This is a genomic window from Kitasatospora sp. NPDC048722 (assembly GCF_040650235.1).
In the GTDB taxonomy this organism is placed as follows: Bacteria; Actinomycetota; Actinomycetes; order Streptomycetales; family Streptomycetaceae; genus Kitasatospora.
This window is the reverse complement of record NZ_JBEZGX010000107.1, coordinates 1-12,589: the sequence shown is the minus strand read 5'-3', so window position 1 is coordinate 12,589 and position 12,589 is coordinate 1. Positions and strand designations below refer to the sequence as shown.

The following is a 12,589-nucleotide window of genomic DNA, read 5'->3' as shown; positions in this document are numbered from 1 at the left end:
GCGTGGGCCAGCAGGCGGCTTCCGCACCCGCCGGCGGGGCGGCGACCGGGCGGGCCCGGCCGAGGAGCAGCGCGACCAGGACCGCGGCGACGGCGAGCGCGCCCGCGCCGCAGCGCAGCGCAGCGCGAGGTGGACACCGTCGACTGCTGCTCGACAACCGCGACGCCGCCAAGGTCGTGGCGGGCCGGCTGGGCCTCGGCCCGCACATGCTCGCGATCCTGGAGGACCAGCTCGACCGCCTCCGCGAAGCCGGCTTCTCCAACTCCGACGCCGCGATGGTCTCCTACCTGCTCGGCACCTTCGTCCAGGGCTTCGTCCTCCAGGAGCAGGCGCCGGTCTCCGCCGCCGAGACCACCGGCAACAGCAGCCGCCGGGACGCCGTGGACGCGGCCGCCGACCGCTTCCGCTCCCTGCCCGCCGCCGAGTTCCCCACCCTGGTCGAACTCGCCGGTGACCTCACCGAACCCGACATGGACGCCCGCTTCGAGTTCTGCGTCGCACGCGTCCTCGACGGCGTCGCCACCCTGCTCCCCCCGGAGCCGCGGTAACGGCCCGGGGCCGCCTCCGCGTTGCCGAGCACGGCTTCGGAAACCCCGTCCACCGGCCGCGATCTGCGCGCGAGTTCAAGGCAGGCGCACGCGCCACCTACGATACGAGGCATGCTCGCCTACGCTCCGGCCGTCCTGTTCTTCGTGCTGTGCGGGATAGGGGTGCTCCGCGACCGACGCCGGTTCAGCAATGCCGTGTTGCTCGGGATCGCCGTCTCCTTCCTCTCGCTCGCCCTGCTCGCCGAACTGCGGCACGCGCCCACGCTGGTGGCCGGGTCGGCGGCGCTCGCCATCGTGCTGCTGCCGGCGCTCGGCACGGTGGCCCTGGTCTGGTTCCTGCTCGCCAACGGCGTGACCATGATCCGCAAGGAGGGCGTGCGGCCCGCCAACCTGCTGTCGCTGCTGGCCGGTCTGGGCATCGTCGCCGTCCTCGGCCTACTGGTCCTCGCGGTCGCCACCGGCTCGCACCGGCTCGGCATCCTCGCGGTCACGTCCGTGCTGGTGGTCGGCTACGTCTCCTTCCTCTTCGTGTGCTTCGTCGGCTACGCCTTCCTCTACGGCCGTCACCGGCCGCGCCGGGACGTCGACTTCGTCGTGGTGCTGGGCTCCGGGCTGATCGGCGGCGAGCGGGTGCCGCCGCTGCTGGCCAGCCGGCTGCACCGGGGCCGCGAGGTCTACGAGGAGCAGGCCGCGCGGGGCAACCCGCCGGTGCTCATCACCTCGGGCGGCCAGGGGCCGGACGAGAAGCTCCCGGAGTCCCACGCGATGGCCGACTACCTGCTCGAACGCGGCTTCCCCGCCGAGCACGTCGCCCGCGAGGACCGCTCGCGCACCACCGAGGAGAACCTGCTCTTCAGCAAGGCCATCATGGAGGGCGCCAAGCCCGACTACCGCTGCGTCGTCGTCACCAACAACTTCCACGCCTTCCGGGCCGCCCTCACCGCCCGGAGGACCGGCGTCAACGGCCACGTCTTCGGCTCCCCCACCGCCGCCTACTACTGGCCCAGCGCGACCATCCGGGAGTTCGCCGCCGTCTTCCTCTCCCACAAGCTCGTCAACTTCGGCATCTGCGGCTTCCTGGCCCTCTGCGGGATCCTCGCCTCGCTCTGACGCCGTCCGCCCGCACGTCCACCCCCGCACGTCCTTCGGGTCCCGGCCGACGTGACGGCCGGGACCCGAAGTCGCACTTCTCCCCGAGCGGTTACGGCTGGCGGCACCAGACCGCCGTCGGGCGGTCCTCGCGCAGCAGGTCGTCCTGGTGGTTGCCGCCGTGGTTGATCATGATCGTCCGGTACTTGTCCTGGTGGAACACCCAGTACCAGTGCTGACCGCCGCTCGGGTCGTCCCGGCCGGGAACGGCCAGGAAGGCGTCCACCCGCGTGACGCCCTCCAGCGAGCGCCAGAGGCCGAGCTGCCGGTCGTCCCGCTGGAGCCGGTCCGGATACGCCCGGCCGGAGCGGCCGATGGAGATCAGCCGGTAACGCTGGCCCACCGGGGTGTTGTGGAACACCCAGTACCAGTGCGAGCCGTCGCCGGCGGGCCGCATGTCGGGAACGGGCAGGAAGGCGTCCACGTGCGTGACGGGAGTCGTCCCGCCGAACGAGCTCCACCGGCTCACCGGCTGGTCCTCGGCCACCACCTGGCTCGCGTACGGCTCGGAGGCGTCGATCGAGATGTAGCGGTAGACCTGGTCGCCGCCCACGGTGTGGAAGACCCAGTAGTCGCACTTCCCGTTGACGCGCTGCTGGTCGAACACCGGCAGGATGGTGTCGATCTGGGTGACGCCCCGCAGCGCGGGCCAGGACGAGTACGGTCCGACGTTCCTGACCACGACCCCGGTGCGGTCGTCGACCGTGCCGGTGGTGAGCTGGCGGACCTCGGTGCCGCCGGCGCCGATCAGGCGGATCGTGCCCTGCTGGAACGTCCAGTAGCGGCCGTCCACGTCCGGCAGCGGCAGGACGCAGTCCATCGGCAGGTTCTGTGCCACGGCCGGCTGCTCGCCGTCGTCGACGAGCTCGCCGTTGAGGCGGCCCTGGGCGAGCCGGCGCAGCGTCGTGATGGAGGGCGTGAAGCAGTAGAGCGCCCCGCGGGTCTGGACGAACGGGCGGAAGTCCAGCACGGTGGTGGCCCGTTCGCCCGCCGGGGACCGGCCCTCCCAGCTGACCCGGCCGTCGTTCACGGTGGCGAGCTGGCCGCTGACCAGTGGGTCCGGGCCGGGCTCGGCCGTGCGGCCGGGCGGGAAGTCCGGGTCGTTGATCCAGTTCGCCTGGATGAACTCGAACTGGCCCACCAGGTCGGACTGGTAGCAGACGAAGAGCAGGCCGCGCTGGGCGTCGGGGCCGAACTCGGGGATGTCGCTGGTCGGGTCGAAGGGCTTCCCGTAGGGGGCACCGCGCCTGATGATCCGGCGGGCGTCGATGAAGGCCTCGTCGACCGGATCGCCGTCGACGAGCCCGGCGCGGGGATTGGTCTTGCGCAGGTGGGAGAAGAGCGGGGTGATCAGGCCGTCCGGGTCCTCCGGGTCACCGAGGTACGTGAAGTCGTTGTCCGATCCGGCGGCCGGATCGCCGGGCTGCTGGTCGGGGTACTTGCACACCGGCGCTCCGTTGCGCCAGCGGCCCACCAGCCGGGCGGCGAACCAGTCCCGCTTCGTGTCCTCCGGCACCGCCTTGAGGTCCTTCAGCCGCCGCAGCTGGGCATCGACCTGGGCCCACCAGCCGGCGACGTCCTGCTCCAGGCGGCGCACCACCTGGAAGGAGCCGTTGTGCATCCAGGCGGGGATGGTCCCGACGGCGGCGGTCTCCGGGGCGTGCGTCGCGGCGAGCTTCTTCCCGATGACGAACTCCCCCGCCGGGATGATCCGGGTGCCGGGGTGCTTCTTCGAGTAGAAGACCTTCTCGGACCCCTCGCCGGTGAACCGGTTGGGGTCGGGCTCGTCGAAGCCCTCGACCTCCGGTTCGCTGACGCCGTCCTTGAAACCGAAGTGCTCCTTGCCCTTCCTGTCGCCCGCGAGGTGCCTGCCCTCCTGCTCGTAGACGACGACCGCACCGGCCTGGCCTGCGGCCTGCTTCTGCTCCTTCACGGCACTGTCGAGGCCCGCGGGGGTGTCGGAGGCGATGGTGAGCACCGCGTGGACGACGGGCTTGGCGGCGCAGCCGAACAGCCAGCGCTTCGGGTCGTTGTCGTCGGTGTCGCCGAGCGCGATCGACCGCGACGGGTCGGCCGGGCCCTGGATGAACGCCTCCAGCGTGTCGCCGGTCCTGGCCTCCGCCTTCAGGAGCTCCGGCTGCCCGGTGATGAACTGCAGGCCCTGGTAGGTGAAGCCGAGGCCCAGCCAGGTGGCCTTGAGCGCCGTCGGGTCGCTGCCGCCGGAGGACTGACGGGCTTCGCTGAAGGTCTCGTTGAACCGGGTGACCTCCCGGGTGGTGGCGATCCTGGGGGTGATCTTCTCCAGCCAGCTCCGCGCCGCCGAGGCGTCGCTGAACTGGAGGAGCAGCAGGGTCATGTGGTCTTTCTTGAATCCGGCGAGGATGTCGCCCTGGATCTCGGTGTCTTGACGCAGACTCAGGTCTGGCACGGGGTGGCTCCGTTCGTCGGCTCCGGCGGAGTGGTCGGCGTGGTGTCGGCGTGGTGTCGGCGCGGTGCGGATGGGGCTGCCGATGGGGCTGCCGATGGGACTAGGAGTTCGGCGCCAGCTGGATCCACTTCGCCACGCTCGGCACGCCGGCGTCGTTGAGGAGGAAGATCATGTACCAGCCGGGCGGGGCGTCCGCGGCCGAGGCCGGGCTCTGGAAGACGAGTTGGCCGCCCGCGCGGCTCACCAGCTTGAGCTCCAGGCGGCGCTGGCTGGTGTCCACCGAGTGCGTCGAGGTGATGGGCGCGAGCAGGACGGCGCGGGCGGCCTGGGTCGGCGAGTTGGTGTTGATCCGGAACGTGGTGCCGTAGCCCACCGGGTCGGTCGGCGCGGTCCGGATGTCCGGGCGGCCACCGGGCTGGTGCAGGTACGGCGGCTCGTAGATCTCGATCGTGCCGTTGTTGCCGGACTTGATGTCCGGGTTGTTGGCGATCTGCTGGAGCTCGTCGCCGGTGACCATGATCCGGCCGTCCGGCAGGACCACCGCGTTGGAGTGGTAGCCGCGCGGCAGCCGCTGCTTGGGGCCGAGGGTCCAGTTGCCGTCGGCGTCGCGGAGTTCCACCTGGCGGAACCGGTCGTCGGGGACGTTCGGGTTGTAGTCGCCGAGGCCGTAGTCGCGGATGCCTACGGCCCCGTTGACGGTGAACAGGTTGCCGTTGGGGAAGATGAGCGTGTCGTCCTGGGCGCGGCCGAGGTTCCTCGGCTTCTCCTTGGTCCACTGGCCACCCGAGAACTTGAAGGTGTTCGGGTCCTTGTGGTCGCCGCCGAGGACGAGCACCGAGTCCGGGCCGCTGGTGCCGTTGGGCAGGGCGACCGCCGAGCCGTACAGGCGGGTGAAGCCGTCGGGGCGGTTGGGCAGCGAGTTGCGGCTCTCGTTCGCCGGGTCGAAGACGAACTGCTGGTCGGAGCTGCGGCCGAAGCCGTAGATCTTCCCGTCCCTGAGCGAGAACAGGTGCGGGTAGTCCATCCGGTAGGGCGCGTCCGCCTTCCACCGGTCCAGCGCGATGTTCTCCGGCACGCTCGACTTGCCGTAGGAGACGTCGATGCCCTTGGCCGGGAAGCGTTCGACGATGGGGGTCGGGGTGCCGTAGCCGAGTTCGGACTGGCCGGACATGATGGTCTGCCGGCCGTCGGCGCCCGTGACCACGGACGGGTACCAGCGGCCGACCGCCATGTCCTGTTCCTGGTGCCAGGTCTCGGTCCACGGGTCGAAGACGAGGGCGAGCTTGGCGCCGGTGCCGCCGTTGCCGCCGAGGTTGCCACCGAAGACGCCGACCATTCCGTTGGGCAGGTAGGAGTGACCGGCGCAGAAGAACGGCGCGGGGCGTGGCTCGTCCAGGCCGTCCGGCATGTTGACGTCCGGCGGCGGGACGGCCTTGAACGTGCCCGGGTCGGTGTCGTTGGCGGGCGGCGTCCACAGGTAGGCGCGGCCGGCGTTCTGCTTGCCGATGACGTCGGTGGGCGCGGTCTCCTTCTGGGGGTTCTCCTCGACGGCTTCGAAGGAGAAGATCAGCACCTTGCCGGTGGGCAGCAGGGCGATGTGGTCCCCGTACTCGGGCGAGGGGATGTACTGCTTGAACTGCCCGAACTGCGCGGGGTCGTACTTCGCGTTGTCCTGCGCCTGGGTGGCGGTGAGCATGTTGAAACGGTTGGTGCGGGTGGTCTGCGGGTAGCCGGTCTGGACGGCCCGCAGGCCGATCCGGTCCCTCGCCATCCCCTCGGCGGCCGGGCGCCCGAACGCGGCCACCTCGTCCTCCCGGATCTCGGCCCGCACCTGCTCGTCGGTGATGCGCGGCGTGCCGGTCCCGGCGAACGGGTCGGTCACCGCGGAGGCGACCGGTGCGGGCGAGGTCAGGATCGTGGTGGTCGACAGGGCGACGGTGACGGCACTGGCCGCCAGCACCGCCCGGAGCCTTCGGCGCGGAGCTCCGGGAAACGTGACGAGCGGGATTCCGGATGGTGTTCTGCGTGGCATGGGGTTCCTCGCGACATGTCGGTCAGGGCTGCTGGGCAGCCGCACGGATGACAGCGATCCGCGGACAGTAGACCACGCTGAGTAGTCGTTCGTGGGCAGACACCCCAGCTGCCCCACGATCGACTACCGACACACCGTCACCGTGCGTATTTCCTGGCGGGTCGTCACCATCGTGCTGAAATGGCCGCGGCCCCCACCCCCGGACCTCAGGAGCGCCTCGTGCCCAGGAAGACCAGGATCGCCGTGACCCTCGTGACGGGAGTCGTCGTCCTCGCCGCCACGAGCGGCAGTGCGGCGGCGACGACGAGCATCCTCGCCCCGCAGTCGGTGACCGGCCCCACCCTCCGGGGCGGCGCCGACGGAAAGCCGCACGAGCTGCTCTGCCCGCCCGACGAGAGCGTCTACGGCGGCGGGTTCAGCATCACTCCCGGAGAGAACCGCAGACTGGACCGCCATCCGACCGACGTCCTGGAGAACCGCCCCAACGACGACGCCACCGGCTGGATCGTCGCCGTCCGCAAGGACGACTGCCCGCCGGAGGGCCAGAAGGGCGAGCCCCGGCCCGCCGACCTCACCATCCGCATCGTGTGCACCGACGGCGAGAACAACACCAGCCTCGGCGGCTGACGCGCCCGTCCGGCCGGAAGGCCCGCGGCGCCCCGGGCGCCCCCGGCCCGGATCGGGCGGCCCCAGCGCCTCGGTCCGGTCCGGGCCCCGCCCCCCGGCCCCGTTCCCACCCCTCCACCGGCCCCTCGGCTCAGTCCGTCGAGCGCGGGCCCAGGATCGCGCACGTGGTGGTGGCGTGCGCGTACAGTTTGCCGGTCTCGGCGCCGACCACCCTGGCCTCGGCGGTGGCGATCGTCCGGCCGAGGTGCACCACCTCGCCCTCGCACCGCAGCAGGCCGGTGTCGGCGAACACCGGGCGCACCATGTGGACGTTCAACTGGGTGGTCGTGTAGCCGAGCCCTGCGGGCAGGCGGCTCAGGACGGCGCAGCCGAGGGCCGAGTCGAGCAGGGTGGCGAGGAAGCCCCCGTGGACGGTGTTCATCGGGTTGTACAGGTGGTCACCGGGCTCGCCCTCGAACACCGCGAACCCCGGTTTGGCCTCGGTGAGGTGGAAGCCCAGCGTGCTGCAGATGGAGGGCTGGATCCGCCCGGCGATGATCTCCTGGAGGATCTCCTCACCGGTCAGGTGCGCGTAGGCGGTGAGCGGCGGACCGGCCGTCCACGTGTGGGTGCGGGTCCGCAGTTCCCCGGTGACCAGCGGATTCGGCTCGTCGGCCGCAACCTCGTGATTCGTCATGGGATCAACCTGCCTTGTTCCCGCCCGTCCCTCAAGTGTCGCCCGGCACGGGGGAGTCGGCGCCGACATGGCCGACTTCGAGGTGGTGGTGCACGCCATGCCGGGCCGCTGGACTGCGGTCTCGCGCGACATGGCCACGGTGCGCGGGAGACGGCACGCTGCACGGCATCCACGTCGACTCCTCCCCCACCCAGGAGCCCCCGATGTCCGTCCTCGCCGCACTCGCCCGTACCTCCGCCGCCGCCCTGCTGACCGCCGGCACGCTCAGCGGGACACTGATCGCCGGGACCGCTACTGCCTCCCCCGCCGCCGTAGCCGCCGCGACCGTTTCCCCCACCGATTCTGCGGCCGACTCTCCTGCCGGGACGTTCCAACAGGTCACCGGCTTCGGCAGCAACCCCGGTAACCTCGCGATGTACGCCTACACCCCCGCCGGACTGCCCACCGGCGCGCCGCTGGTGGTCGCACTGCACGGCTGCCTCCAGACCGCCTCCGACTACTACCAGCACTCCGGCTGGGCCAAGTTCGCCGACCTGTACGGCTTCGCCGTGGTGTTCCCCCAGACGAACAGCTCCAACAACAGCCTGTCCTGCTTCAGCTGGTTCGACGCCGCCAAGGATGCGCGGGGCACCGGAGAAGCCGGTTCGGTGGCCCAGATGGTCGCCAAGGCCGAGACGCTGTACGGCTCGGACGGCCACCGGGTGTACGTCACCGGGCTCTCGGCGGGCGGCGGCCTGGCGGCCGACCTGCTGGCCGACTACCCGGACGTGTTCGCCGGCGGTGCCATCGACGCCGGCCTGCCCGCGCACTGCGCCACCACCCTGGGCGCCGCCGCCGCCTGCCAGAACACCGACCAGGGCCTCACCCCCGCCCAGTGGGGCGACAAGGTCCGGTCCGCGGACCCGGGGTACGCCGGTCCGTGGCCGCGCGTCGCGGTCTGGCAGGGCACCTCGGACACCGTCGTCCGGCCGGTGAACGCCACCGAGCTGCGCGACCAGTGGACGAACGTCTGGGGCCTCCCCCAGAGTCCGACGTCGAGCCGGTCCCTGCCGGGCGGCACCACCGAGGACCTGTACGCCGACCCCGCCGACCCGAGCGGCCGGCCCGCCGTGGCGGTGTACTCCGTCGCCGGAATGGGCCACGGCCTCGCCGTCGACCCGGGCTCCGGCGCCGATCAGTGCGGCGCGACCGGCAGTTACTTCCTCGACACCATCTGTTCCTCCTACTACACCGCGCAGTTCTGGGGCCTGTCCGGTGGCGGCGGGCCCACCACCCCCGGTCTGCCGGCTCCGGCCGGGCTGACCGCCTCCGCCGCCGGGCCGGACTCGATCGCCCTCTCCTGGCAGGCCGTCAGCGGCGCGGCGTCGTACCAGGTGCTCCGCGACGGCTCGCCGGCCGGCACCGCGACCGGCACCTCCTTCACCGACACCGGCCTCGCCCCCGGCACCTCGTACACCTACACCGTTGCGGCGGTGGACGCCTCGGGGACCCTCGGCGCCAAGTCGGCGGCGGTGACGGCGAGTACGAGCGGCGGCGCGCCGCGGTGCTTCACCGACAACAACTACGCCCAGGTACAGGCCGGCCGGGCCACCCAGAGCGGCGGCCTCACCTACGCGCTCGGCTCGGGGCAGAGCATGGGCCTCTGGAACACCTTCGTCACGCACACCCTGCGGCAGACCGGCCCCGGCTACTACGTCCTCGCGGACGGTGAGTGCTGAACGGCGCATCCGCCGCCGCTCACGATCGCAGTCCCTCGAACAGGTCGGTCTCCGGCAGTTCGGCGACGGCCGGCACGCAGGACCGGGTGAGGTGGTAGTCCTCCGTCGGCCAGACCTCGCGCTCGATGTCCCGGGGGTGGGCCATGAAGGCCGCCCCGGGCTCGACCTGGGTGGCGTGCGCGAGCATCGCGGCGTCCCGGACCGCGAACTGCTCGGCGCACGCTATCCGCGTGGTGGTCGCGAGGGCGGGCGGGGTGTCGGGCCAGCCGGCGAGCAGCTCACCCATGGCCGACGGGACGCCCCGTTCCGCCATCGCGTCGTGCATGGTCTGGAACCAGGCCCGTGAGAGCGCCAGGTGGTAGTAGAGCTTCGCCGCCTGCCACGGCGCCCCCTCCTCCGGATAGCGGTCCGGATCGGCGGCGGCCTCGAAAGCCTCGACCGAGACCCGGTGCGTCATCACGTGGTCCGGGTGCGGGTACCCGCCGGTCTCGTCGTACGTGATGACGACGTGCGGACGGAACTCCCGGATCAGGGCGACCAGCGGAGCCGCGGCCACCTCCAACTCCTGGGCGGCGAAGCATCCCTCGGGCAGGTCCTCCCCCGGCCCGGGCATCCCGGAGTCGGTGAAGCCGAGGAACCGCTGGCGCACACCCAGGATCTCGCGGGCGGCGGCCATCTCCCGACGCCGGATCCGCGGGAGGTCGGCCCGTACCTCCGGGCGGTCCAGCGCCGGGTTGAGGACGGAGCCGCGCTCGCCGCCGGTGCAGGTGGCCACCAGGACGTCGACGCCCTCGGCCGCGTACCGGACGAGCGTGGCCGCGCCCTTGCTGGACTCGTCGTCGGGGTGCGCGTGGACGGTGAGCAGGCGGAGCCCGCCGGGGTGCTTGGTGAACACGAGTGCTCCTTGGGTGTTGATGGATGAGGTGAGCGAACGGGACCGCGCGCGTGGTTCCCGGAGGAGACGGTCTCCCTGTCGTGCCGTCAGGCCTGCCGGCGGGTACCCGGGTAGAGCAGGGCGGGCGCTATCGCGAGGGCGGAGAGGGCGAGCACCCACCAGAAGGTGTCGCCGAAGGCCGCGGCCGGGTGGCCGGGGTGTCCGCTTCGGGCCTGCTGCAGGACCAGCGTCAGCACCGCGGTGCCGAGGGCGCCGCCGAGCCGGTTGAGCACGTTGACCGCGCTCGCGGCGGCCGGCACCTGGGCCTTCTCCACGCTGGAGTAGACCGCCGCCATCCCCGGTATGAGGATGATCCCCATGCCGACGCCACGCAGCGTCAGGGAAACCGCCAGCAGCCAGTCCGCCGGGCCGCCGCCCGCGCCGAGCCGGGTGAAGGCGAGCGTGCCGAGCAGCGAGCAGGCGATGCCGAGCAGGATCAGCGGGCGCGGCGCGAGCCGGTCCGCGATCCGCCCCGCCAGCAGCGAGGTGACCGCCGTGCCGAGAGCCTGCGGCGCCAGGAGCAGCCCGGACTCCACCGCGCCGGCGTGCTCCACCTGCTGGTAGTAGAGCGGCACCAGGAACATCGAGCTGTAGAGCGCCGCGCCCTGGAGGAAGGAGTTCGCCGTCGCGACCGCGAAGCCGCGCCGCGCTAAGAGCCGCAGGTCGATCAGCGGCGCGCGGCCCCCGCCGACGGCCGGGCGCAGCGCGTGCCCCCCGTACGCGAGGAGGAGCAGCGCCCCCGCGCCGGCCGCCGCCGGGCCGGCCCAACCGCCGTCGGCGATCACCGAGAGCCCGTAGACCAGGCCCGTCAGGCCCGGAGAGAGCAGCGCCAGGCCTAGGCGGTCCAGCCGGGGACGGGCCTGCGCGGGACCGCCCTCCGACGGGAGCCGACGGAGCGCCAGCAGCACGGTGAGCAGCCCGACCGGGACGTTCAGCAAGAACATCCAGCGCCAGCTCAGGTGATCCAGCAGCACACCGCCGAGGATCGGACCGAGGACCGGCGCGAGGCCGATCGGGAGCAGCAGCGTGCCCATCACCCGCCCGATCCTGGACGGACCGGCCGCCTGCACCATGAGCGTCTGCCCGAGGGGCTGGATCATCCCTCCGCCGATCCCCTGGAGGATCCGGAAGGCGATCAGACCGCCCGTCGACCACGACAGCCCGCACAACGCGGAGCCGAGGACGAACAGCACCACCGACGCGAGCCACGCACGCCGGGCCCCGAACCGCCCGGCGGCCCAGCCGGACAACGGCATGACCAGCGCTATCGCCAGCAGGTACCCGGTGGACACCCACTGGACCGCCGCCATCGAGCTGTGCAGACCGAGGGCGACAGAGTCGATGCCCACGTTGACGATCGTGGTGTCCAGCAGGGCGAGCACCGGACCGAGCGCGAGCACCGCGCCCATCTTCATCAGGTCCGGCGGCAGCGGCTCCCGCCCGGCGCGGACCGGCTTGCGCCCGGCCCTCCCCTGCATCGGTTGCCTCTTCACCGTGGTGACCTTCGCGGTCATGGCCCCTCCCCGAGGTTCGATGTCGTGTCCGCGGCCGTGCGGCCGGGGCCCCTCCGGCGGTCCGTCCGGCCGCCGAGGGAGAACTTAGGTCGAACCCATCGAATGGGTCAAGCCTAATTTCTGTGCTCGACCCAGCGAACTGCGCTAGGCTCCCCCCATGACCGACACCACCCCGAACCTGCGCGAGCTCAACAAGCGCCGCACCCGCGAGGCGATCTCGCACGCCGCGACCAGGCTCTTCATCGACCGGGGCTTCGAGCGGACCACCATCGCCGAGGTCGCGACGGCCGCCGGCGTCGCCAAGATGACCGTCACCAACCACTTCCCGCGCAAGGAGGACCTCTTCCTCGACCTGCACGAGGAGATCGTCGCCAGGCACGCCCGGGCGGTCGCCGACCGCGCCCCCGGCGAGTCCGCCCTCGCCGCACTGCGCCGCGCCTGCCTGGCCGAGATCGACCGGCACGACGCCGCGCTCGGCTTCTCCGGCGAGGCGTTCGCCCGCACGATCACCGAGAGCCCCGCGCTGACCGCCCGACTGCGCGAGCTGCACGAGCAGGGCGAGACGGCGCTCGCCACCGCCCTGGCCGAGGCCGCCCACGTGCCGCCCGGCGACTTCGAGAGCCGGGTCGCCGCGGGACTGCTGGCGGCCGTCCCCCGGGCCGTCGCCACCGAGGTGTTCCGCCGCACCCTGGCCGGAGAGGACCACGAGGCCATCGCGGCCGCCGTCCGCCCGTCCGCCGCCCGCGCTTTCGACCGCCTGGAGGGCGCACTCGGCGACTTCGCCGTCCGGGCGGCGGAGGCCGGGGCAACCGAGGCGACCAAGGCGACCGAGGCGACCGAGGCGACCGAGGCGACCGAGGAATGACGACTGACAGTGAGGATGTTCATGAGCGGTTCCCGGGCAGGTCTGACTCAACCTCTGACTGACCTCGGGTCCTCAACCGGATCTGTCGGCCTCGTCCG

At 72.2% G+C, this 12,589-nt stretch carries 10 protein-coding genes; 5 read left to right on the top strand and 5 right to left on the bottom strand.

The features are described 5' to 3' along the window. Together AB0C76_RS40130 and AB0C76_RS40125 are read left to right on the top strand one after the other, a co-directional pair. Nucleotides 1–548: TetR/AcrR family transcriptional regulator C-terminal domain-containing protein (locus tag AB0C76_RS40130; protein WP_359975343.1), on the top strand; the 548-nt coding region annotated here is incomplete at its 5' end. Nucleotides 549–659: 111 nt separating this feature from the next. Next, on the top strand, nucleotides 660–1,658 hold the full coding sequence (locus AB0C76_RS40125; protein ID WP_359975340.1) for a YdcF family protein: 999 nt from the start codon (nucleotides 660–662) through the stop codon (nucleotides 1,656–1,658). Nucleotides 1,659–1,749: 91 nt separating this feature from the next. On the opposite strand, the gene AB0C76_RS40120 is transcribed toward AB0C76_RS40125, so the two are convergent. Together AB0C76_RS40120 and AB0C76_RS40115 are read right to left on the bottom strand one after the other, a co-directional pair. Next, the gene (locus AB0C76_RS40120; RefSeq protein WP_359975337.1) at nucleotides 1,750–4,125 is read right to left on the bottom strand and encodes a Dyp-type peroxidase; all 2,376 of its coding nucleotides are present in this window, start codon (nucleotides 4,123–4,125) and stop codon (nucleotides 1,750–1,752) included. A gap of 100 nt (nucleotides 4,126–4,225) precedes the next feature. Continuing rightward, on the bottom strand, nucleotides 4,226–6,085 hold the full coding sequence (locus tag AB0C76_RS40115; RefSeq protein WP_359975334.1) for a galactose oxidase early set domain-containing protein: 1,860 nt from the start codon (nucleotides 6,083–6,085) through the stop codon (nucleotides 4,226–4,228). 291 nt (nucleotides 6,086–6,376) lie between these two features. On the opposite strand from AB0C76_RS40115, the gene AB0C76_RS40110 reads away from it, so the two are divergent. Continuing rightward, nucleotides 6,377–6,784 carry a hypothetical protein gene (locus AB0C76_RS40110; protein WP_359975331.1) on the top strand — a complete coding sequence of 136 codons (408 nt, stop codon included), beginning with the start codon at nucleotides 6,377–6,379 and terminating at the stop codon, nucleotides 6,782–6,784. A 130-nt stretch (nucleotides 6,785–6,914) separates the two neighbouring features. On the opposite strand, the gene AB0C76_RS40105 is transcribed toward AB0C76_RS40110, so the two are convergent. Next, nucleotides 6,915–7,460 (bottom strand): PaaI family thioesterase, encoded by a 546-nt coding sequence (locus AB0C76_RS40105; RefSeq protein WP_359975328.1) that lies wholly within the window; start codon nucleotides 7,458–7,460, stop codon nucleotides 6,915–6,917. 203 nt (nucleotides 7,461–7,663) lie between these two features. Here AB0C76_RS40105 and AB0C76_RS40100 point away from each other — a divergent pair, with 203 nt between their 5' ends. Then, entirely contained in the window at nucleotides 7,664–9,178 is a 1,515-nt protein-coding gene (locus AB0C76_RS40100; protein WP_359975325.1) for a PHB depolymerase family esterase, read from the top strand. Between the two features lie 19 nt (nucleotides 9,179–9,197). On the opposite strand, the gene mca is transcribed toward AB0C76_RS40100, so the two are convergent. Both mca and AB0C76_RS40090 read right to left on the bottom strand, forming a co-directional pair. Beyond that, nucleotides 9,198–10,073, bottom strand: coding sequence for a mycothiol conjugate amidase Mca (gene mca / locus AB0C76_RS40095; protein WP_359975322.1), 876 nt, complete (start codon nucleotides 10,071–10,073; stop codon nucleotides 9,198–9,200). Nucleotides 10,074–10,159: 86 nt separating this feature from the next. Continuing rightward, a complete protein-coding gene (locus tag AB0C76_RS40090) occupies nucleotides 10,160–11,626 on the bottom strand; it encodes an MDR family MFS transporter (protein WP_359975319.1) in 1,467 nt (488 codons plus the stop codon). Nucleotides 11,627–11,783: 157 nt separating this feature from the next. Here AB0C76_RS40090 and AB0C76_RS40085 point away from each other — a divergent pair, with 157 nt between their 5' ends. Continuing rightward, a complete protein-coding gene (locus AB0C76_RS40085) occupies nucleotides 11,784–12,491 on the top strand; it encodes a helix-turn-helix domain-containing protein (protein ID WP_359975316.1) in 708 nt (235 codons plus the stop codon). The last annotated feature ends 98 nt before the right edge of the window (nucleotides 12,492–12,589 follow it).

Bases quoted from the DNA above. Each gene is read 5' to 3' on its own strand.
- AB0C76_RS40085 (WP_359975316.1), top strand. From the start codon at position 11,784: ATGACCGACACCACCCCGAACCTGCGCGAGCTCAACAAGCGCCGCACC.
- AB0C76_RS40105 (WP_359975328.1), bottom strand. From the start codon at position 7,460: ATGACGAATCACGAGGTTGCGGCCGACGAGCCGAATCCGCTGGTCACC.
- AB0C76_RS40100 (WP_359975325.1), top strand. From the start codon at position 7,664: ATGTCCGTCCTCGCCGCACTCGCCCGTACCTCCGCCGCCGCCCTGCTG.
- AB0C76_RS40090 (WP_359975319.1), bottom strand. From the start codon at position 11,626: ATGACCGCGAAGGTCACCACGGTGAAGAGGCAACCGATGCAGGGGAGG.
- AB0C76_RS40125 (WP_359975340.1), top strand. From the start codon at position 660: ATGCTCGCCTACGCTCCGGCCGTCCTGTTCTTCGTGCTGTGCGGGATA.